19 protein-coding genes are annotated in these 20,453 nt (G+C 62.2%); 11 read left to right on the top strand and 8 right to left on the bottom strand.

Features of this window, described 5'->3' with window-relative positions; genetic code table 11:
• Positions 1-116: 116 nt before the first annotated feature.
• Positions 117-2,582 carry an ATP-dependent helicase gene (locus AC07UB_RS07645; protein ID WP_494651505.1) on the bottom strand — a complete coding sequence of 822 codons (2,466 nt, stop codon included), beginning with the start codon at positions 2,580-2,582 and terminating at the stop codon, positions 117-119.
• A 270-nt stretch (positions 2,583-2,852) separates the two neighbouring features.
• Between AC07UB_RS07645 and AC07UB_RS07640 the strand changes: the two genes are divergently transcribed.
• Positions 2,853-3,026, top strand: coding sequence for a DUF1328 domain-containing protein (locus AC07UB_RS07640; protein WP_046829548.1), 174 nt, complete (start codon positions 2,853-2,855; stop codon positions 3,024-3,026).
• A gap of 14 nt (positions 3,027-3,040) precedes the next feature.
• Here the strand turns inward: AC07UB_RS07640 and AC07UB_RS07635 are convergent, their stop codons facing one another.
• Positions 3,041-3,559, bottom strand: a complete 519-nt coding sequence (locus AC07UB_RS07635) for a thioesterase family protein (RefSeq protein WP_492792549.1) — start codon at positions 3,557-3,559, stop codon at positions 3,041-3,043.
• 95 nt (positions 3,560-3,654) lie between these two features.
• Between AC07UB_RS07635 and AC07UB_RS07630 the strand changes: the two genes are divergently transcribed.
• Both AC07UB_RS07630 and AC07UB_RS07625 read left to right on the top strand, forming a co-directional pair.
• Positions 3,655-5,067, top strand: a complete 1,413-nt coding sequence (locus AC07UB_RS07630; protein ID WP_492792550.1) for an FAD-binding oxidoreductase — start codon at positions 3,655-3,657, stop codon at positions 5,065-5,067.
• Positions 5,068-5,081: 14 nt separating this feature from the next.
• Complete coding sequence (locus tag AC07UB_RS07625) at positions 5,082-5,888, top strand: 2-keto-4-pentenoate hydratase (RefSeq protein ID WP_492792551.1); 807 nt, start codon at positions 5,082-5,084, stop codon at positions 5,886-5,888.
• Between the two features lie 6 nt (positions 5,889-5,894).
• Here the strand turns inward: AC07UB_RS07625 and AC07UB_RS07620 are convergent, their stop codons facing one another.
• The gene (locus tag AC07UB_RS07620) at positions 5,895-6,746 is read right to left on the bottom strand and encodes a class I SAM-dependent methyltransferase (protein WP_492792552.1); all 852 of its coding nucleotides are present in this window, start codon (positions 6,744-6,746) and stop codon (positions 5,895-5,897) included.
• Positions 6,747-6,926: 180 nt separating this feature from the next.
• On the opposite strand from AC07UB_RS07620, the gene AC07UB_RS07615 reads away from it, so the two are divergent.
• A complete protein-coding gene (locus AC07UB_RS07615; RefSeq protein ID WP_492792553.1) occupies positions 6,927-10,571 on the top strand; it encodes an AsmA family protein in 3,645 nt (1,214 codons plus the stop codon).
• A 1-nt stretch (position 10,572) separates the two neighbouring features.
• Here the strand turns inward: AC07UB_RS07615 and AC07UB_RS07610 are convergent, their stop codons facing one another.
• From AC07UB_RS07610 to AC07UB_RS07590, 5 genes are all read right to left on the bottom strand, one after another.
• Positions 10,573-10,911: a ribbon-helix-helix domain-containing protein gene (locus tag AC07UB_RS07610; protein WP_492792554.1), complete on the bottom strand. Its 339-nt coding sequence runs from the start codon at positions 10,909-10,911 to the stop codon at positions 10,573-10,575.
• Positions 10,912-11,185: 274 nt separating this feature from the next.
• Entirely contained in the window at positions 11,186-11,458 is a 273-nt protein-coding gene (locus AC07UB_RS07605) for a ribbon-helix-helix domain-containing protein (RefSeq protein ID WP_492792555.1), read from the bottom strand.
• Positions 11,455-11,661, bottom strand: coding sequence for a DUF4169 family protein (locus tag AC07UB_RS07600; RefSeq protein ID WP_492792556.1), 207 nt, complete (start codon positions 11,659-11,661; stop codon positions 11,455-11,457). Before AC07UB_RS07600 ends, AC07UB_RS07605 begins: the two co-directional genes overlap by 4 nt.
• A gap of 268 nt (positions 11,662-11,929) precedes the next feature.
• Positions 11,930-13,333 (bottom strand): class II fumarate hydratase, encoded by a 1,404-nt coding sequence (gene fumC / locus AC07UB_RS07595; RefSeq protein WP_494651509.1) that lies wholly within the window; start codon positions 13,331-13,333, stop codon positions 11,930-11,932.
• Between the two features lie 193 nt (positions 13,334-13,526).
• Entirely contained in the window at positions 13,527-14,030 is a 504-nt protein-coding gene (locus AC07UB_RS07590; RefSeq protein WP_492792805.1) for a ClpXP protease specificity-enhancing factor SspB, read from the bottom strand.
• Between the two features lie 460 nt (positions 14,031-14,490).
• On the opposite strand from AC07UB_RS07590, the gene AC07UB_RS07585 reads away from it, so the two are divergent.
• From AC07UB_RS07585 to AC07UB_RS07555, 7 genes are all read left to right on the top strand, one after another.
• The gene (locus tag AC07UB_RS07585; protein WP_492792559.1) at positions 14,491-15,087 is read left to right on the top strand and encodes a chromate transporter; all 597 of its coding nucleotides are present in this window, start codon (positions 14,491-14,493) and stop codon (positions 15,085-15,087) included.
• Positions 15,084-15,617 carry a chromate transporter gene (locus AC07UB_RS07580; protein WP_492792560.1) on the top strand — a complete coding sequence of 178 codons (534 nt, stop codon included), beginning with the start codon at positions 15,084-15,086 and terminating at the stop codon, positions 15,615-15,617. The genes AC07UB_RS07585 and AC07UB_RS07580 overlap by 4 nt, the downstream gene beginning before the upstream one ends.
• 90 nt (positions 15,618-15,707) lie before the next feature.
• On the top strand, positions 15,708-16,202 hold the full coding sequence (locus AC07UB_RS07575) for a tripartite tricarboxylate transporter TctB family protein (RefSeq protein WP_492792561.1): 495 nt from the start codon (positions 15,708-15,710) through the stop codon (positions 16,200-16,202).
• 7 nt (positions 16,203-16,209) lie between these two features.
• Positions 16,210-17,724, top strand: coding sequence for a tripartite tricarboxylate transporter permease (locus tag AC07UB_RS07570; RefSeq protein WP_492792562.1), 1,515 nt, complete (start codon positions 16,210-16,212; stop codon positions 17,722-17,724).
• Positions 17,725-17,867: 143 nt separating this feature from the next.
• Positions 17,868-18,854, top strand: a complete 987-nt coding sequence (locus tag AC07UB_RS07565) for a tripartite tricarboxylate transporter substrate binding protein BugD (RefSeq protein WP_492792563.1) — start codon at positions 17,868-17,870, stop codon at positions 18,852-18,854.
• Between the two features lie 153 nt (positions 18,855-19,007).
• Positions 19,008-19,802 (top strand): thymidylate synthase, encoded by a 795-nt coding sequence (locus tag AC07UB_RS07560; protein WP_492792564.1) that lies wholly within the window; start codon positions 19,008-19,010, stop codon positions 19,800-19,802.
• Positions 19,799-20,335: a dihydrofolate reductase gene (locus AC07UB_RS07555; protein ID WP_494651511.1), complete on the top strand. Its 537-nt coding sequence runs from the start codon at positions 19,799-19,801 to the stop codon at positions 20,333-20,335. The genes AC07UB_RS07560 and AC07UB_RS07555 overlap by 4 nt, the downstream gene beginning before the upstream one ends.
• Positions 20,336-20,453 lie beyond the last annotated feature (118 nt).

The raw sequence follows: 20,453 nt of genomic DNA, 5'->3' as shown, positions 1-20,453 counted from the left end.
TCTGTGGAGGCGGGAGCATGACATAGGCGTCCCGGCGTCCCCGCGCAATGCATAACGCCTATTCGGATGGCGCGGCGCGCATCAAAAATTCTTTCGTGGCATCCCGGATCCGCGCGTTATGCCCGCGTCACGAAGCTGTCGACCACCTTCTTTTCACCGGCCTTTTCGAACGCGATGGTGAGCTTGTTGCCGTCGACCTTGGCGACGCGGCCATAGCCGAATTTCTGATGGAATACCCGGTCGCCGGGCGAGAATTCCGAATTCGCGCCGGTGGATTTTGCGATCAGCTCGCCTTCGATCACGGTTGGCTTGCGGCTGAAGCCGCCGCGCGAACCGGAATCGTAACGCGCGCCGGTCTCGTCGAAGCCCTTGCCGCCGTTGCGTGCGCGGTTGGCCTGCGCGCGCTGCCAGCCCGGCGTCGTATAGCTCGAACCGAATGTCTCGACATTGTCGAAGCGTGACGTGCCGTAGCCGCCTGCGCCGCCCCAGCCCGAGCCGCCCTTGCTCTCGGTGATCTCCACATTGTCCGCGGGCAATTCATCGAGAAAACGCGACGGAATCGTCGTCGTCCATGAGCCGTGAATGCGCCGGTTGGTAGCGAAGTAAAGTTTGGCGCGTTTGCGCGCGCGCGTAATACCGACATGGGCAAGGCGGCGTTCTTCCTCCAGGCCCGCGCGGCCCTGTTCGTCGAGCGTGCGCTGACTGGGAAACAATCCTTCTTCCCAGCCGGGCAGGAACACATTGTTGAATTCCAGTCCCTTGGCGGAATGCAGCGTCATCAGCGACACCGCGTCGTCATCGGCGTTGCCTTCGCGGTCCATCACCAGCGAGATATGTTCGAGGAAACCTTGCAGGTTCTCGAACTCCTCCATCGAGCGCACGAGTTCTTTCAGGTTCTCCAGACGTCCGGCGGCGTCGGCGGAGCGGTCCTTCTGCCACATTTCGGTGTAACCGGATTCATCCAGCACGATTTCGGCCAACTGCGTGTGCGGAACGATGTCGCGCTGCGCGCGCCAGCGGTCGAAATTCATCATCACGTCACGGAGGCTGCCGCGCGCCTTCGGCTTCAACTCGTCGGTCTCGATCACGGCGCGCGCCGCTTCGGTGAGCGGAATGCGGCGCTTGCGCCCGATATCGTGCAGCATCTGCACGGTGGCGTCACCAAGTCCGCGTTTCGGCGTGTTGACGATGCGCTCGAAGGCGAGGTCGTCGGCGGGCGAATTGATCACGCGCAGATAGGCCAGTGCGTCGCGGATTTCCGCGCGCTCATAAAATCTTGGACCGCCGATCACGCGGTAATTCAGCCCGAGGGTGACAAAGCGGTCTTCAAACTCGCGCATCTGGAACGAGGCGCGTACCAGAATGGCGATCTCGTTGAGCTTGCTGCCCGCGCGCTGCAACTGCTCGATTTCCTCGCCGATGGCGCGGGCTTCTTCCTCGGAATCCCACGAGCCGGTGACGGTGACTTTTTCGCCGTCGATGTCCTCGGTGCGCAGTGTCTTGCCAAGGCGACCTTCGTTGTGCGCGATCAGGTGCGAGGCCGCGGCGAGGATATGTCCCGTCGAGCGATAATTGCGCTCGAGCCGGATCACTTTCGCGCCGGGAAAGTCGTGGTCGAAGCGCAGGATGTTGTCGACTTCCGCACCGCGCCAGCCGTAGATCGACTGGTCGTCGTCGCCGACACAACAGATGTTCTTCGGTGCGGCGAGGGGGGCGGGTGCGCTGTCGCCGGATGCGGGAAGCGCGATCGGAGACGACGGCGCCTGCGCCAGCAGCCGTAGCCAGAGATATTGCGCGACGTTGGTGTCCTGATATTCGTCGACCAGAATGTATTTGAAGCGGTTTTGATACTGCCGCAGCACGTCCGGATGCTCGCGGAACAGCCGGATGTTCTCCAGCAGGAGATCGCCGAAATCGGCGGCGTTGAGAATTTTCAGCCGCTCCTGATAGGTCGCGTAAAGTTTGCCGCCCTTGCCGTTGCCGAACACGGCGGCTTCGCCGGCAGGCACCTGCGACGGGGGCAGTCCGCGATTTTTCCAGCCGTCGATCAGTCCGGCCAGCATCCGAGCGGGCCAGCGCTTGTCGTCGATCCCTTCGGCCTGCAGCAACTGCTTGAGGAGCCGGACCTGGTCATCGACATCGAGCACGGTGAAGTTGGATTTCAACTGCACCAGTTCTGCGTGATAGCGCAGGATGCGTCCGCCGATGGAGTGAAACGTGCCGAGCCACGGCATGCCCTCGACCGCCTGGCCGAGCATCTGGCCGAGACGGTGCTTCATCTCGCGCGCCGCCTTGTTGGTGAAGGTGACGGAAAGAATTTCGTGGGGCCGTGCGCGGCCCATCGACAGGATATGCGCGATGCGCGAGGTCAGCACGCGCGTCTTGCCGGTGCCCGCGCCGGCCAGAACCAGCACCGGGCCGTCCAGCGTTTCCACCGCATCACGCTGCTCGGGATTGAGCGCCGAGAGATATTGCGGGGCCGCCGACGCGCGCGCCCGCGCGGCGATGCCGCCAGCGGCAGGCTGGTGGTTCGGCACGTCGCGGGAAATATCTTGCGGCGGCAGCTTGTTTGGCTCGGTCATGCGATTCGTCTTTAGGCCACGATGACATCGCGACACCGGGAAGGGGAGACTTCATATCAGGATTACGGAACATATAGGCATTCCGGCGTCGTTCCGACAGCGCCGTCTGTGGGGGCGTTATTTGCCGGGATTGAGCGGATTTCTTCCGTTTGGAGGCTGATTCTTCAGGGTTGGGGCCTCTTTGCGGGGATGGAACTTTCGATCCTGCACCGGATTGTTTTTACAGATGGAGCGCACGCCGCTCCCCCGAAACGAACGCAGGAGCGTGTCATGATGAGTTGGGTCGTCACATTCTTGATTATCGCGCTGGTCGCGGGCCTGTTGGGCTTCGGCGGCATCGCGGGTGCGTCGATCGAAATCGCCAAGATCGTGTTTTTCGTCGCGCTGATCCTGTTCCTGATTTCCGCCGTTGTCGGTCTGGCGCGGCGCGGTACTGGTCCGTAAAGGCGGCTTTGGCGTTATTTGACCGGCATTGCGATGCGTCGGCCTATGCCGTCCGGCTGCCCGACGGCGCCATGCGCCGCTACCACCTCACGTATACGCGTTGCGATGTCGGGCGGAAACGGCGCTGTCTTCCGTGTCGTCATATCGACGTGCAGCGTCATGTTTTCCGAGGTCGCTGAAATCCATCCCTCGGTCGCGTGGCGCAATTCCTCGAAGGTGTGAATCCGTTTTTCGTCCGCCGCGACGAGGTAAACCGACACTTGCACCGGATCGCCGAGATGGACTTCGCGCAGATAACGCACGTGGCATTCCGCCGTAAACGTCGATCCATTGCGCTCTTTCATGTAGTCGGGGCCGATGCCGAGTTCGAGCCACATCTGGTCGATGCCGCGGTCGAACAGCACGTTGTAGTAGGCCATGTTCAGGTGGCCGTTGTAATCGATCCATTGCGGTTCGATCTGCATCACGGTGGTGAGGAACGGTGCCGCGATTTGTTGCGGCGCATTGTTTTTCGGAAGCGTACTCGATGTCATCTCTATTCCCGGTTCGAGTCGGCACTCTCTCTTGACCCGCTATACATCCTTTGCCACGGTCAGCGCCACAACAGCTTCCCTAGAGATGAGCAACCGTGGCCTTTTCCAACGCAGCCCTGACACGTCCCGCGCCATCGGCGGTTTCGAGCGCGATTGAAGCGCTTGCCGCGCGGTTCGGCAACAATCTCATCACCTCGCAGGCGGTGCGCGATCAGCACGCCCATACCACCACATGGCTGCCGCCGCAGCCGCCGGACGCCGTCGTGCTGGCTCAGAACACGGCGGACATTCAGGACGTGGTGCGGATTTGCGCCGAGCGGCGCGTGCCAGTGATCGCGTTCGGCACGGGCACCTCGCTGGAAGGGCAGGTCAACGCGCCGGCGGGCGGCATTTGCATCGATCTGCGCGAGATGAATCGCATCATCGACGTCCACGCCGACGATCTCGATTGCGTGATCGAGCCCGGCGTGACGCGCAAGGCGCTCAACGAGCATCTGCGCGATCAGGGTTTGTTTTTTCCGATCGATCCCGGCGCGGACGCCTCCATCGGCGGCATGGCATCGACCCGCGCGTCAGGCACCAACGCCGTCCGTTACGGCACCATGCGCGACAACGTGCTGGCGCTGAAGGTGGTGCGCGCCGATGGCGAGATCATTACGACCGGTACGCGCGCGAAGAAATCCTCGGCGGGTTACGATCTCACGCATCTGTTCGTCGGCGCGGAAGGCACGCTCGGCATCATTTCCGAGTTGACCATCAAGCTGCGCGGCATTCCCCAAAGCATCGCGGCGGCGTCGTGTTCGTTCGTGACCGTGCAGGGTGCCTGCAATGCGACCATTCTCGCCATTCAAACCGGAATACCGCTGGCGCGCATCGAACTGCTGAACGCCGCGCAGGTGAAGGCCTGCAACGCTTATTCAAAGCTGTCTCTGCCGGAGACGCCGCTGCTGCTGCTGGAATTCCACGGCACCGAAGCGGACGTCGCCGAGCAGTCGCAGATGTTTGCCGAGATCGCCAGGGAATGTGGCGGCGGCGCATTCGAATGGACCACGCGGCAGGAAGACCGCACCCGGCTGTGGCAGGCGCGGCATGACGCCTATTGGGCGGTGCGCGGACTTCGCCCCGGCGCGCAGGCGGTAGCGACGGATGTCTGCGTGCCGATCTCGCGGCTGGCGGAATGCGTGGTCGCGACCGAGAAGGATCTGGAAACGGTCGGGCTCTTGTCTCCGATCGTGGGCCATGTGGGCGACGGTAATTTCCATTGCTCGATGCTAGTTGATGTCAACGATCCCGACGAGATGCAGCGCGCGGATGGTTTCCTGCACCGTCTGGTGGAGCGTGCGCAGGCCATGGGTGGTACTTGCACCGGTGAGCACGGTATCGGGCAGGGCAAGCAGCAGTATCTGGAGACAGAACTCGGGCCGGAAGCAGTGCAGGCGATGCGCGCTCTAAAAATGGCGCTTGATCCGCACAACATTCTGAACCCCGGAAAAATTCTCCCCGCGTGACAAGGTCGAGCAGCATGGACGCGCAGAGCATCGCTGCGGAGGCCCTGTCGGTTCTCGGTCAGGGCCGGCAGATTGCGCCGTTTTCGTCGCGCGATCCGGCGTTCGGTCTGGACGAGGCCTATATGGTGACGCCGGTCGTCCGTCAGATGCGCGAGGCGCGCGGCGAAAATGTGCTGGGCCGCAAGATCGGCTTCACCAACAGCACGATCTGGGCGCAATACAACGTCAACGGCCCGATTTGGGGCTATATGTACGATCGCACGGTCCACAATCTGGGCGAGACGAATGCGAAAGCGTCGCTGGCCGATCTGACCGATCCGCGAATTGAGCCGGAAATCGTTTTCGGTCTCGACGTCGCGCCTGATGCGGCGATGGACGAGCGCGCGCTGCTGTCCTGCGTCGGATGGGTGGCACTCGGGTACGAGATCGTACAATCGATTTATCCCGACTGGAAATTCGCCGCAGCCGATACGGTGGCGGCGTTCGGTCTGCACGGCGCGATGCTGATCGGTGAGCGGCATCCGGTGTCGGGCAATGCCGGACAATGGCTGAAGCAGCTTGCGAATTTCGACGTCGAACTCGCGTGCAACGGCGATGTCGTGGATCGCGGCCATGCGCGCAACGTTCTCGGCGGGCCGCTGTCGGCGTTGCGCCACTTTGTCGGCGTGCTGGCGCAGGACGATGTGAATCCGGGGCTCGCAGCGGGAGAGATCGTTACCACGGGCACACTGACCCGCGCGATGCCGATCAAGCCCGGCGAACGCTGGACGACGACGGTATCAGGAATTCCGCTCGGCCAGATCGACGTTACATTCACCTGACCGCGATCAGTGCTTCTTCACGAAGCTCATGCGCATCAGGCTGACCATGCCCATCCGGAAGCCCGTCGCCGATAGCCGGAGATAACGCCGGAATTCGTCGGCGCGTTCGTCGCCGACCAGCGCGACCGCTTCCTGGTAATGCGTGAGCAGGTTCTGCTCCCACATCCGCAGTGTCCGGTAATAGTGATCCGCATCGTTGCGCGCCGCGATCAGGCTGAAGGTGCCTTCGGCAGCGGCGATCGGCTCCCATTCCAGCGGGAGGTCGCTTTCAGGGAAGGTCTTTTCCAGCAGCGGCAGGACCTTGTGCCGTTCGGAATAGGCGATGGTTTGCAGCGACAGCCTGCCGCCGGTGACGAGCACGCTGTCGCACCAGGCGAAGAACTTGCGATAGGCGTCGAGCTTGATCTTGGGGTCGAGGCCCTTTTGCACGAAATGCTCGAACGCGCCGACCGAGATGATGGCGTCGTAGCGGCGGTCCGGCTTGTGATCGCGCCAGTCCTGCTCGATGACTTCGATTTTCGGATTGCGGGTTTCACGAATCCAGCTTGCCTGCGATGGACTGAGCGTGAGCCCGACCGCATGTCCGGCGCCCGCGTGATCGACCAGCCGCCGCAGCATCGCGCCCCAGCCGCATCCGATGTCGAGAACCCGCGCTTTATTCGCCGCCGAAGCAGCGTCGATATGATGATCGAGCTTGCGGCGCTGGGCTGTGACGAGATCGTCGTCGTCCGCGAACAGCGCGCATGAGTAAATCATCTCTGGATCGAGCACGAGCCGGAAAAAATCGTTGCCCATGTCGTAATGCGACTTGATGGCGTCAGGCGACGCGCCTGTTCTGTCGGGTGGTCGTGAGGTCATTTCGGACATCGCGTCTGCCGGTTTGCAGGGTTGTGAAGGGAGCCTGTTAAACTTAGTATTCGAAGCAGCCGGTTGGTTCAATATTTGCGCTGTGCGTGGCACTTGACGGTCGCGGCTGAGCCCCGTCATGTCCTATGACGACCGGCGCAAGATCGGCCGATCCCTCGCTGAGGTAAAACCTTGCAGACAACGCTGCTTGGACTGGCCATTGCATTTATTCTGGCGCTGATCGCGGCGCTGGTCGGGCCGTATTTTATCGACTGGAACCAGTTTCGCCCGCAGTTCGAGGCGGAAGCCTCCCGTGTCCTCGGGATGCCGGTGCGCGTCAACGGCAAACTCGACGCGCTTTTGCTGCCGACGCCCACGTTGCGGCTGCGATCGGTCGCCGTCGGCAGCGAGAAAGATCCCGCCAGGGTCCGGGCGGAAAAACTGGACGTCGAATTCGAACTTGGCTCGCTGATGCGGGGCGAATGGCGCGCGAGCGAGTTGTCGCTGGATGGTTTCGTGCTCGATCTCGGTCTCGACCGTCAGGGTCGTTTTGAATGGCCGGCGACGACGGGCCGCTTCAATCTCGGATCGCTCGCCATCAACCGGATGAACATCGCGGGACGTGTCGCGTTCCACGATGCGTCGAGCGGAGCGACGCTGCGGATCGACGACCTCAACTTCAGCGGGGACATACGCGGGGCCGCGGGCAGCGCGCGGGGGGAGGGATCGTTCACGCTGCTCAGTGCGCGAACGCCGTTCCGTCTCTCGTCGGGCCAGAGCGCCGACGGCAAAGGCACGCGTGTGCGATTCATGACCGACCCGGGCGAGCGGCCGCTGCTGACCGATCTCGATGGCGTTCTGACGTTCGATAACGCCGTGCCGAAATTCGACGGCGGGCTGACGTTGGCGCGGCCGGCAGACGTCAAGACCGCAGACCCCGGCCAGCCGTGGAGGCTGACATCGCGGGTGAAGGCCACTCCGTCGTCCGCAACGTTCGAGCAGGTCGAAGCCGGATTCGGTCCGGAGGACAATGCGCTGCGCCTCATTGGCAGCGGCGATATCAGGTTCGGCGCGTCGCCGTTGTTGCATCTCGCCTTGTCGGCGCGGCAACTCGATGCGGACCGTTTGCTGGCTAGAAGCTCGGCCAACGCCGAACCGCTGCGGCTGTTGCCGGCGCTGCGCACGCTCGTGACCTCGCTGCCGTCGCTGCCGCTTCTAGCGCAGATCGAACTCAGCGCCGACCAGATCGCGCTTGGCGGCCGTCCGCTTCAGAACATCGCTGTCGAATTGCGTGGCGACGACAAGGCATGGACCATCGGCAAGTTCGAGATGCGCGCGCCGGGCGCAACGCGAATCTCGGCCAGCGGCGGGATTGCGCAGCCGTCCGCTCGTTTCACGGGTCCGGTCAATATCGAATCGGCCGATCCGGACGCGCTCGCGGCGTGGCTGCAAGGGCGCGGCGACGTGACGTACCGCAACCAGAAGCCGCTGCGCCTGAGCGGCGATGCGACGGTGGCGGCGGATCGTATCGTGCTTGAAAGTATGAAAGCCGACATCAACGGCGGCGCTATGGACGGGCGTCTCGCGCTTCTGACAGTCGCCGACGGCAAGACGCGGTTTGAAGCCGCGTTGAAAGCCGCGAGCCTTGATTTTGAGTCCGCCTCGTCGCTTGTTGCGATGCTGGCCGGACCGCAGTCGGCGTGGCCGGACGAGGCGCAAATCTCGCTCGACGCCGCAAGCGCCGTCATCGCGGGGCAGGAACTCCGGCCCGCCGGAATGAATTTCAGCTACGGCCCGAAAACCATCGCGCTCGACCGAATTCGGATCGGTGATGCCAGTGGTGGTCTTGCTATCGACGGCGAGGGCTCGTTCGATCGCATTGAGGGCAGCGGCAAGCTCGCGTTGACCGCAACCGCGCCATCGCTTGCAAGGATCGGCAGCTTCATCGCGCCGTTCGCACCCGCTGTCGCTGAGCGGCTGAACACGGCGTCGCAAGGCGGCGGCGCGGCGCGCGTGCAACTCTCCGCCGATCTCGGCAAGGCGAAGGATCGCTCCGGCCGCACCGATGCGCGCGCCGTTATCGACATCGACTCGCCGCGGATCAAGGGTGCGATGACGCTGACCGCGTCTCCGAGCATTGATCTTGCGCGCGGGTTTGACCTCGCGGTGCTGCGCGGCAGCGAGTTTAATCTTGAGACGAAGTTCGCCGCGGACCAGACCGCGTCGATGTTGTCATCGCTCGGTCTTGATCGTGTCGTTTCGGCGCAGGACGGTCCTGCGCAGTTCGAGTCGTCGGTCATGGGTGTTTGGGGCTCGCCGCTGCAACTGAAAGCGAAACTGACGGGGGCGGGCATCGATGGCGACATTCAAGGCGCCGGTAACCCCTGGGAGGATCAACCCACGGCGGCGCTGACAATGGCGGTGCGCCGTGCGGATCTGGCCGTACTGTTCGATCTGAAGCCGGGAAGCGTGCCATCGCTCGGAATCGCGCTGTCGTCGAAACTCGGTATGTCGGGTAACGCCTTCACCTTTGACGGTCTCGACGCCACCGTGGGCGGATCGCGCGTGCGCGGACGGTTGACGCTGACGCGCGGCGACGAGATCGGCGTCGATGGTGAAATCGGACTCGATACGCTCGATATTGCCGCAGTGACCGGGCTGGCGTTCGGCGCGGCGGGTCACGATGCATCGTCTCCGCTCAACAAAGGCTGGCTGCGCGGCTGGCGTGGGCGTCTGGCGTTTCAGGTATTGAGCGGGACGCTGCCGGGTGGCGGCGAGATGCGGCCCGTCAGCGGCGCGATCAAGGGCGACGGGCAATCGCTGGTGCTGGAAAATGTCAAAGCCGGTATCGGCGGCGGCGAGGCGATGCTCGACTTCGATGCGCGGCAGACCGCGCAGGGACCAAATCAAGGCGCGTCGTTTAACGCGCGTCTGCAATTGTCGGGCGTCGACGGCGCGTCGTTGCGCTATCGCAACCTCGCGATGCCGAGCGGCAAGGCAGCGCTGCAGATGACACTCGCGGGACAGGGCCGCAGCGCTGCGGGATTGACCGGCGCATTGTCAGGCGGCGGGACGCTGACGCTGACGGATGCGCAGATCACGGGGCTCGATACGCGCGCCTTCGAAGTCGCACTTCGCGCCAGCGATGGCGGGCAGGCGATCGACGATCTCAAGCTGAAAGAAATCGTCGAGCCGGTACTGGCCGCTGGCGCACTGAGCGTTCCATCGGCGCAGATTCCGTTCACCATCAAGGATGGCCGGCTGCGGGTCGAGGCGGCGACGTTTCAGTCTGCGCGGGCTCGTGTCGCCATCGCCGGCGGTTACGATCTGCTCGCCGATCAGGCGGACCTTCGCGCGATCATGTCGCCGATCAATACAAAGCCGATCAGCGGGCGTCCTGAAATTCGTGTCGATCTGAACGGGTCGCCGGATGGCTTGGCGCGCGCGGTCGACGTCGCAGCGTTGTCGTCGTGGCTCGGGATGCGCGCGATCGATCGTGAAACGCGCAGGCTCGATCAGCTTGAGCGCGGTGTCACGCCTGAAGCAGAATTCGAAAACCTGTGGGATGAAACGCTGCCCACGGCCGAGCCCCTTGCACCGTCGGAGGTGAAAATTCCAATCCGCGATCCCCGGCGGAAGAACTCCGGCGCGAAAACCGTGCAGCCGCGGGCCCCGGTTGCGCCGCCGGCTCGGCCGAGTGCGCCGCCCGAACCGTCGACTGGCAATGTGCAGGTGCAGCCGCTGCCGCCGCCGATCAACATCAAGCCCGCACCGGGAGTCTTGCAGACGCCGAGACCGCGTTCGGCGGCACCCCCGCCGGCGTCCCGGACGTTTTGATTTACGCGGCGGGGACGATCCCCGGTGACTGAACCCGCTCGCCTATGAACATCGTGGTGACGGCGCGCGCGCGGAAATGATCCAGCACGAATAGCCTGATCGCGGAGGACAGGTTGCTGGTCTTGCGGGTGCGATCGATGACGTCGATCTGAGTCGAGAGCGCTAGGCCGCGTCGTGTCGCTATGTCTTTCAGGCTGGTCCAGAAGGCATCTTCCAGGCTAACGCTGGTCTTGTGCCCACCGACCACGACGGACCGCTTGACCACTGCGAATTCCTTGACCCGCCGTGCCGAGTGGAGGTCCAGGTCGCCCATGTCCGCCGTGATTGTGTCGTCCTGCATCGAAGTATCCTCCATTTCGGCCAAGCGACCGCGCGCGGCGAGAGGATGTCTCGTCGAGAGGGAGGCTCATGCACGTTGGTACGAACTCGGATCGGCAGGCTGCGCGGATCAGAATACATATCGCTGGCGCAAAAGATGCGCGGCGCCCTCACAGCCGCTCCCGAAACGGTATGAGTTTCGAGATACGGGTACATAGTAACTGAAACCGGGTACCGGCGGTATTCGTGTGAAAACCTACGACGGAATCAGAATCGTAGGTGTCCGATGCGTGAAACTACGGATGCGGGTTTTCGGCGGGCATCCGGCTGGCGCCGTTCCCCGTTGAAGGCATCGCGCGTGACCGGAAATAATCCAGCACGAACAGCCGGATCGCCGAGGAGAGATTTCCCTGCTGCCGACCGCCGTCGATTTCTCCGACGAGTTCTGACAGCGTCAGGGTTCTCGCCGAGGCGATTTCCTTCATGCCGTTCCAGAAGGCTTCTTCGAGACTGACGCTGGTTTTGTGGCCGGCGACGACGATCGATCGTTTGACGACAGGCGACTTCATGCCGAAGTCCTGTCGTCGTTTGAAGTCTCGTCGTCGAGGCGGTGCTGATCCAGCACGTTGCCGGCGCGCTGCGCGTGAAGCTCGTCGCGCTGGCGCTCGACCTTGGTGCGGCCGAAGCGTGCGCGATTGGTTTCGGATTGCTTCGCCGCGCCGTCACGCGCGATGCGCTTTTTGACTTGCCTCAGATTGACCAGATCGCCCATGACGCCTCCATCATCCAGGACAGTTGTAACGAATGAACGGCTGAAGTGAGTGCCGGTTTCGTTGTGTCCTGTTCGGGTCTCATTGGAGCCAGCGTTCGAGCGGGCCCGTTGCTATCGTTCGTCCCCTGCGTGCGATTGCGATGCAGGAGATTCAAAATTAGCACGCGATGCGTCGCGTAGGGTAGCCGAACAAGCTAGGACTTTAGGCGGTGCGACGACATGTCCGCATTGGTTACGACAAGTTAATGTTGCGAAGCCGCGCTATCCTTTATCCGGGATGGGTCATTCTGGCTGGCTTCACGAGCCGATCGAATTCGGCTGCCGATACAAAGCCGAGACGCACAGCCTCTTCCTTCAGCGTCGTGCCACGGGCGTGAGCAGTCTTCGCGACCTTGGCTGCGCTGTCGTAGCCGATCTTCGGCGCCAGCGCCGTCACCAGCATCAGCGACCGCTGCATCAAATCGTCGATGCGCTTCTCGTCTGCGCGAATGCCGACCACACAATGTTCGGTGAACGAACGCGCCACATCGGCCATCAACTGGATGGATTGCAACATGCAGTGCGCCAGCACCGGCTTGTAGACGTTCAGTTCGAAGTGACCCTGGCTGCCTGCGACGGTGATCGTGGTGTGGTTGCCGAATATCTGGCAGCACACCATCGTCATGGCTTCGCACTGGGTCGGATTGACCTTGCCCGGCATGATCGACGAACCCGGCTCGTTTTCCGGCAGGATCAATTCGCCCAGACCCGAGCGCGGACCTGAACCGAGCAGCCGGATGTCGTTGGCGATCTTGAACAGGCCGGTGGCCATCGCGTTGATCGCGCCGTGCACGAACACATAGGCGTCATTCGAAGCTAGCGCCTCGAACTTGTTCGGCGCGCTGGTGAACGGCAGCTTGGTGAGAGTAGCAACCTGCCTGGCGAACAGCTTGGCGAATCGCGGCTTTGCGTTGAGGCCGGTGCCCACCGCCGTGCCGCCCTGCGCCAGCAGATAGAGAGTTTTTGCCGCCTCGCGTATTCGCGAGATGCCGCTTTCCACCTGCGCCGCGTAGCCGGAAAATTCCTGACCGAGCGTCAGTGGCGTCGCATCCTGCGTGTGGGTGCGGCCGATCTTGACGATTTTCGCGAACGCCTTTTCTTTCTGGCGCAATGCTTTCAGCAGTACGGTCAGCGCGGGTACGAGGTCGTGGGTGATGCGCTCTATCGCCGCGATATGCATCGCGGTCGGAAAGGAATCGTTGGAGGACTGGCTCATGTTGACGTGATCGTTCGGATGCACCGGCTTCTTGGTGCCGGGCTCGCCGCCGAGCAACTCGCTGGCGCGGTTGGCGATCACCTCGTTGAGGTTCATGTTGGATTGGGTGCCCGAGCCGGTCTGCCAGACCACCAGCGGAAAGTTGTCGTCGAGCTTGCCGTCGATGACTTCGCGGGCAGCGCGGACGATGGCGCGCGCACGGCGCTGGTCGAGCAGGCCGAGTTGGAGATTGGTCTGCGCGGAGGCGAGCTTGACGATAGCGAGCGCGCGAACGATCGGCATCGGCATTCGTTCATTGCCGATCTTGAAATTGTGCTTCGAGCGTTCGGTTTGCGCGCCCCAGTAGCGATCCGCCGGCACTTCGATCGGCCCGAACGTGTCGGTTTCGGTGCGCGTTGTTTTTTTCGGTACGGCCATGACGGTTTCCGGTGTTGTACGGGGACAGCGAAGTTTAGGACTTCACGCGCGACATGCGCAACCGCTGCGCGTCCGCACATCGCGAGAAACGCGCGCCTGACATTAGAAAGCTTCAAGACATTATGAAGCAGAGGAGGAAGGGAAGGAAGGAAGACAACGTGCGGTACGGCTCGCGAACGATGTCCGCGCCTGATTATTTCTTCCGGAAACGATCGAGGCGCACAACCTCGGCGCCTTCGCCCTGTTTGACGGGCTCGTCGCTAGCGTACGTGGGTGTTTCAGCGGCAGCCGCAACCGGTAGCGACTCGACCACCACGGGCGCGGCCTCGGCGGCTGGGTCATCGACGGGCTCGAATTGCAGGCCGAACTGCACCGACGGATCGAAGAAGCTCTTGATCGAACTGAAGGGAATGACGAGGCGCTCCGGAATTCCGTTGAAGGAGAGGCCAACCTCGAAGCGGTCGTCGGTCACGACCAGATCCCAGAACTGGTGCTGGAGAATGACGGTCATCTCCTGCGGGTACTGCGACAGCAGACGCGGGGAAATCTTCACCCCTTCGGCCTTGGACAGGAACGTGATGTAGAAATGATGTTCGCCCGGCAAGCCGTTCTCGGCGGCATCCGCAAGCACCTGCTTCAACACGCTGCGCAGTGCGTCGCGTGCAAGGACGTCGTAACGAATGTGATCGGTCGCCATCATACGGTCCTGTAGAAAAAGGTGGCTGGTCGAAGTCTGCAGAGTGCCGAACGCGAACGTCCGACTCGCGGTTTCGATCCATGCTATCGCGTCATAGCTCTCAGGTCAGCATCTGCGGCCTGCAGATCGCAGAAATTCTCGAGAACGGCAACGCTTCTGCCTGAAACAGTCCCCATCAAATTCAATGCGGGGTGGCAAAAGTGGCGGCATCCGTTGCCAGATGCCTCCGAACCTCGATCAGCCGGACGAACCGGCAGCCTTGATATAAGGGGTAAATTCCGCCGAAAAAGGCCGTGTTCCCGGGTGAGCGGGAGCTTCGGCTGTTTGAAGGCTGGGTTTATCCAAGATCCGCGCCTTTGATCCGAGGCCTGCACCCGGCAGCGCTGTGATTTGCATGTGTTGCATGAGGGAGGATCGGAATATCAGTTGGCCTCCACTCGGGCCCATTCTAAATCGGGCCATGTCTTTCGATTCCGCTCCCGTGATTCCCCGGTCTCCCGATGCGATAATGCGTCCCGGGTTGATCGAACTGTTCGTTGCCTTCGCCAAGATGTCGCTTGCGGGCTTCGGCGGCGTACTGGTGTGGGCGCGGCGCGCCATTGTCGACCAGCATCGCTGGATGACGCCTGACGAATTCAACGAAGCCTTCGCGCTCTGTCATTTTCTCCCGGGTCCCAACATCGTCAATCTGTCCGTGGTGTTCGGTGCGCGTTTTCGCGGCATTCCCGGGAGCATCGCCGCGTTTCTCGGTCTTATCGGTCCGCCGGTGGTGATCGTCACTGTGCTGGCCGCGATCTACGCGCGCTATGGCGAAATCCCCGCGTTGCAGCGGACGCTGGCCGGTGTGTCCTGCGCGGCGGTGGGACTTTTTCTCGCGGTGATCCTGCGCATGATGATGCCGCTGCTGAAGAAGCGTGATCCGGTAGCCCTGTCGTTGCTGGCTGCGGTTTTCGTCGCCATCGGGTTGCTGCGGCTGCCGCTGGTGCCCGTTCTGTTTACCGCCATCCCGCTCAGCCTCGCGATCACCTTTGCCATGCGAAGGAGGGCGGCGCCATGAACTCGCCCACGGGAACGCTGCTCACGATGGCATGGACCTTCGGTCTGATGTCGTTGCTCGCTATCGGCGGTGCAAACTCGACGATTCCGGAAATGCACCGTGTGGCCGTCGATGTGCGTCACTGGATGACGGATTCGCAATTCGCCGACATGTTCGCGATCTCGCAATTGTCGCCTGGCCCGAATGTCCTGATTGTGACACTGATCGGCTATCACGTGGCGGGCATCGCCGGTGCGCTGGTCGCGACATTCGCCATGTGCGGTCCATCCGCCGTGTTTGCCTACTTCGTCAGCAATATGCTGACGCGATCAAGTCAATCCGCCTGGCCGACGATTCTGCAAACCGCGCTGGTTCCCATTTCGATCGGGCTAATGTGCGCCAGCGGCCTTATTCTCGCAATTACATCCGGTGGAACATGGATTGCTGCACTGCTCACAACAGGATCTGCTGCGCTGGCGCTCGTGACCCGGCTCAATCCCCTGTGGATGCTGGTCGCTGGGGGCATCCTCGGTTTTGCTGGCGTCGTCTGATGAAAATCGATAAGCAGGGGGGCCTCGGGGAACTTTTCCGAGCGGCAAAAAATAGACCGGGCTGAAGCCCGTGACTTGAGGGGGATGACGATGAGTGAAGCGCCCAGCCGCGCTGCGGAGAAATCCGCGCCAAGGCTTGTCAAAGGACCACAGGATTTTTACGGCGGGCTCGCCCTGATGGGGATTGCGCTGTTTGCGTTGTGGGCATCGAGCGACCTGCAGGGGATGCGTGGGTTCTCTTTCGGCCCAGGCACCGCGCCGCGCATGTTCGCGTATCTTCTGCTCGCGCTCGGCGCGGGCGTCGCCATTACCGGATTTTTCGTCGAGGGGCCGCCGCTGCAGCGTTACGGCGTTCGCGGGCCTTTCTTCGTGACGCTGTCGATCCTGTCGTTCGCGGCGACCATCCGTCCGCTCGGCCTGATCATCTCCGCGTTTGCGAGCTTTATGATCGCGGTGCTGGGCAGCAATGAGACACAATGGAAAGAGGCCATCATTGTCGGGGCTTGCCTGACGCTCGGATGCGCACTCCTGTTCCCTTATGCGCTCGGGCTGCCGCTTGATCTCTTCCCACGCATTCTGCGCTGAGGGCGTCATGGATATTTTTGCAAATCTCGCGCTCGGCTTCGGCGTTGCGTTCTCACCCATCAATCTCGGTCTCTGTCTGATCGGCGCGCTGGTCGGCACGCTCGTCGGCGTGTTGCCCGGCATCGGTACTATTGCGACAGTGGCGATGCTGCTGCCGATCACGTTCGGATTGCCTCCGGTCGGCGCGCTCATCATGCTCGCGGGTATTTATTACGGCGCGCAGTATGGCGGCTCGACCACGTCGATCCTGGTCAACATTCCCGGCGAGGCCGGGTCGGTGGTCACGGCACTGGATGGCTTCCAGATGGCCAAGCAGGGCCGCGCCGGTCCTGCGCTCGCTATTGCCGCCATCGGCTCGTTCTTCGCAGGCTGTGTCGCGACCGTTCTGATCGCGCTGCTCGGCGCACCGTTGACCAAACTCGCGCTGGCGTTCGGGCCTGCCGAGTATTTCTCACTGATGGTGCTTGGTCTCATCTTCGCGGTGGTGCTGGCGAAGGGATCGGTTCTGAAAGCCATCGCAATGATCGCATTCGGCGTGCTGCTGTCGATGGTCGGATCGGACATTGAGACCGGCGCGTCGCGCATGTCGTTCAACATTCCGGAACTTGCCGACGGTCTTGGCTTCGCGACGGTGGCGATGGGCCTGTTCGGATTCGCCGAGATTATCCGCAATCTCGATCACGGCGCGTCGATGGACCGTGAACTGGTGCAGCAGAAGATTTCCGGACTAATGCCGACCAAGAAGGATCTGAAGGATTCAGCGCCGGCCATCATGCGCGGCACGGTGCTGGGATCGATCCTCGGCATCCTGCCCGGCGGTGGCGCGGTGATCGCGTCGTTCGCCGCCTACACCTTCGAGAAGAAGATATCGAGGCATCCCGAACGCTTCGGCCGCGGCGCCATCGAAGGCGTTGCGGCGCCCGAAAGCGCCAACAACGCGGCGGCGCAGACCTCGTTCATTCCGCTGCTCACGCTCGGCATCCCGCCCAACGCGGTGATGGCGCTGATGGTCGGCGCGATGACCATTCACGGCATCGTGCCCGGCCCGCAGGTGATGCAGAAGCAGCCGGAACTCGTCTGGGGCATGATCGCCTCGATGTGGATCGGCAACCTGATGCTGCTCGTCATCAATCTGCCGATGGTCGGCATCTGGGTGCGGTTGCTGCGAGTGCCTTACCGGCTCTTGTTCCCCTGCATCGTGATTTTCTGTGCCATCGGCATCTACTCGGTCAACAATGCGCCCATGGACGTCGTGTTGACCGCCGCCTTCGGGCTTGTCGGCTACTGGCTGGTGAAGCACGATTTCGAGCCGGCGCCGCTGCTTCTCGGCATGGTGCTCGGGCCGCTGATGGAAGAAAATCTGCGGCGCGCGCTGTTGATCTCGCGCGGCGACTGGATGGTATTTCTCACCCGTCCGTTGTCCGCGACCTTGATGGCGATCGCGGCATTCCTTCTGATTCTCGCGTTGCTGCCTGCGCTTCGCAAGAAGCGCGACGAGGTGTTCGTTGAATCCGAAAACTGAGATAACGAGGTGCGGCGTTGGGCCGCGCCTCTTTGCTCGTTCTTGATAGCAAGTTGAATGGACTCGTCACACCCGGTGATGTTGAGACTGCTGGGCACGGCTTTTCCGTCCGTAATCATAAAAGTATGTTTCGGGAGAATCTTATGAATTTGCTCAAGCGTATGCTCGCGACCTGCGGGCTCTCGGCACTTGCCGTTGCAGGTATCGCCACCGCGCCGGTTCAGGCGCAGGACTATCCGACGCGCAACATCACGATGATCGTTCCGTTCGCTGCCGGCGGCCCGACCGACGTCATCGCGCGTATCGTGACCGGCCATATGCAGCAGACGCTGGGCCAGACCATCATCATCGAAAACGTGGTCGGCGCAGGCGGCACCACGGCTTCCACGCGCGCCGCGCGTGCCGCGCCGGACGGCTACACCCTGATCACCGGCCACATGGGCACTCATGCTGCGTCCGTGCCACTGTATCCGAACCTTGCCTACCATCCCTCGAAGGATTTCGAGCCGATCGGACTGCTGGCCGGCACGCCGATCCTGATCCTCGCGCGCAAGGATTTTCCGCCGAAGGATCTCAAGGAATTCATCACCTACGTGAAGGCCAACACGGACAAGCTCAATGCCGCTCATGCGGGCGTCGGCTCGGTCTCCTATTCGTCCTGCCAGTTGCTGGACTCCGTGCTCAAGATCAAGCCGACCGGCGTTCCGTTCAACGGCACCGGTCCGGCCATGAACGCGCTGGTTGGCGGGCAGGTCGATTACATGTGCGACCAGATCGTGAATGCCGTTCCGCAGGTCAAGGGCGGCACCATCAAGGCTTATGCAGTGGCGACACCGGAGCGCAATCCGTCGCTGCCGGACGTTCCGACCACCGCCGAAGCTGGTCTGCCTGAGTACCAGGCGCAGGCCTGGAACGCGATCTTCGCGCCAAAGGGCACGCCCGCGCCGATCGTGGCCAAGCTGAACGCGGCTGTGGTCAAGGCGCTGGACGACGAAGGCGTCCGCAAGCGTCTGCTCGATCTCGGCAGCGTGATCCCGAAGACGGAAGAGCGCACGCCGGAATCGCTGAAGAAGCTGGTCGACAGCGAAATCGTCAAGTGGTCCGCAGTGCTGAAGCCGCTCTCGAACTGAGATTCTGCTGAAATAACGTGAGTTTGGCAGGGGCGGGACGCAAGTTCCGCCCCTTGCTGTTCGGGGCGGGCGTCCTCATTTTTCAGGGTATAATTGCCCAACCGAAATCGAATCGCCGCAGACGGCGGCGGTGGCCGGCGGCTAGATAGGCCCATGAATCAATATCACGACCTGCTCGAGCGAATTCTCAGCGACGGCGCGGAAAAGACCGACCGCACCGGCACCGGAACGCTGTCCGTGTTCGGCCACCAGATGCGGTTCAATCTGGCGTCGGGCTTCCCGATGCTGACGACCAAGAAACTGCCGCTGAAATCGATCATCTATGAGTTGCTTTGGTTCCTGAAGGGCGACACCAATGTGCGCTATCTTCAGGAGCACAAGGTCACGATCTGGGACGAGTGGGCGGACGCCAATGGTGATCTTGGCCCCGTTTATGGATCGCAGTGGCGCTCCTGGCCCGCGCCTGACGGCCGCAGCATCGACCAGATTTCCAACCTGATCGAGATGATCCGCAAGACTCCGGACTCCCGCCGCCTGATCGTGAGCGCGTGGAATCCCGCCGACGTCGACAAGATGGCGCTGCCGCCGTGCCACTGTCTGTTTCAGTTCTATGTCGCCAACGGAAAACTGTCGTGCCAACTCTATCAGCGCTCTGCGGACGTGTTTCTCGGCGTGCCCTTCAACATCGCGTCTTACGCGCTGCTCACGATGATGGTGGCGCAGGTGACGGGCCTCAAACCCGGCGACTTCGTGCATTCGCTGGGTGATGCGCACCTCTACTCGAACCATCTCGATCAGGCGCGGCTGCAACTTACGCGCCTGACGCGCCCGTTGCCGACGATGAAGATCAATCCCGATGTGAAGGACATCTTCTCGTTCCGCTTCGAGGACTTCACGCTCGAGAACTACGATCCGCACCCGCACATCAAGGCCGAGGTGGCGGTTTGAGCGCGTCTCCCTCCGCGACGTCATCACCGCAAATCGTTTTCGTCGTCGCCGTCGCGGAAAACGGCGTGATCGGCCGCGACAATGCGATGCCGTGGCATCTCAGGTCCGATCTCAAGCGTCTCAAGGCGATCACGCTCAACCATCCGGTTATCATGGGCCGCAAGACGTTCATTTCTATCGGCCGTCCGCTGCCGGGGCGCACCAACATCGTCGTGACGCGCGACAAGGCTTTTCAGGCGCGGGGCGTGGTGGTCGCAACTTCGCTGGACGCCGCGCATGACATCGCGCGCGGCGATGCGCTGCGGCGTTTCGTCACTGAGATCATGGTGATCGGCGGCGCCGACATTTTTGCGCAATGGCTGGAAAAGGCTGATCGTCTCGAGTTGACCGAAGTGCACGACAGGCCCGAAGGCGATACGTTTCTGGCGCCGGTTAATCCGAAAGAATGGCAAGAAGTCGCGCGAATCCGTCATTCAAAGGCGGATGGCGATACGGTCGATTTTTCCTATGTCACATATAAACGGCATGGTTGAGGCCGGCGTCTCATATAGCCGCAGGTGACGGCATTAACTGCGATCACGATGTTTGCATTGACAAATTCGCCCTGCGCCATAGCTCTCTGATGGCAGCGTCCTGCGTTGTAAGGACCGG

This window comes from Afipia sp. GW821-FHT04G03 (assembly GCF_059419985.1).
Note: the sequence above shows the minus strand (reverse complement) of the source record. Positions and strands in the feature narration are given on the sequence as shown.

Bases quoted from the DNA above. Each gene is read 5' to 3' on its own strand.
- AC07UB_RS07645 (WP_494651505.1), bottom strand. From the start codon at position 2,582: ATGACCGAGCCAAACAAGCTGCCGCCGCAAGATATTTCCCGCGACGTG.
- AC07UB_RS07640 (WP_046829548.1), top strand. From the start codon at position 2,853: ATGATGAGTTGGGTCGTCACATTCTTGATTATCGCGCTGGTCGCGGGC.
- AC07UB_RS07635 (WP_492792549.1), bottom strand. From the start codon at position 3,559: ATGACATCGAGTACGCTTCCGAAAAACAATGCGCCGCAACAAATCGCG.
- AC07UB_RS07625 (WP_492792551.1), top strand. From the start codon at position 5,082: ATGGACGCGCAGAGCATCGCTGCGGAGGCCCTGTCGGTTCTCGGTCAG.
- AC07UB_RS07620 (WP_492792552.1), bottom strand. From the start codon at position 6,746: ATGACCTCACGACCACCCGACAGAACAGGCGCGTCGCCTGACGCCATC.
- AC07UB_RS07610 (WP_492792554.1), bottom strand. From the start codon at position 10,911: ATGCAGGACGACACAATCACGGCGGACATGGGCGACCTGGACCTCCAC.
- AC07UB_RS07605 (WP_492792555.1), bottom strand. From the start codon at position 11,458: ATGAAGTCGCCTGTCGTCAAACGATCGATCGTCGTCGCCGGCCACAAA.
- AC07UB_RS07600 (WP_492792556.1), bottom strand. From the start codon at position 11,661: ATGGGCGATCTGGTCAATCTGAGGCAAGTCAAAAAGCGCATCGCGCGT.
- fumC (WP_494651509.1), bottom strand. From the start codon at position 13,333: ATGGCCGTACCGAAAAAAACAACGCGCACCGAAACCGACACGTTCGGG.
- AC07UB_RS07590 (WP_492792805.1), bottom strand. From the start codon at position 14,030: ATGGCGACCGATCACATTCGTTACGACGTCCTTGCACGCGACGCACTG.
- AC07UB_RS07585 (WP_492792559.1), top strand. From the start codon at position 14,491: ATGTCTTTCGATTCCGCTCCCGTGATTCCCCGGTCTCCCGATGCGATA.
- AC07UB_RS07580 (WP_492792560.1), top strand. From the start codon at position 15,084: ATGAACTCGCCCACGGGAACGCTGCTCACGATGGCATGGACCTTCGGT.
- AC07UB_RS07575 (WP_492792561.1), top strand. From the start codon at position 15,708: ATGAGTGAAGCGCCCAGCCGCGCTGCGGAGAAATCCGCGCCAAGGCTT.
- AC07UB_RS07570 (WP_492792562.1), top strand. From the start codon at position 16,210: ATGGATATTTTTGCAAATCTCGCGCTCGGCTTCGGCGTTGCGTTCTCA.
- AC07UB_RS07565 (WP_492792563.1), top strand. From the start codon at position 17,868: ATGAATTTGCTCAAGCGTATGCTCGCGACCTGCGGGCTCTCGGCACTT.
- AC07UB_RS07560 (WP_492792564.1), top strand. From the start codon at position 19,008: ATGAATCAATATCACGACCTGCTCGAGCGAATTCTCAGCGACGGCGCG.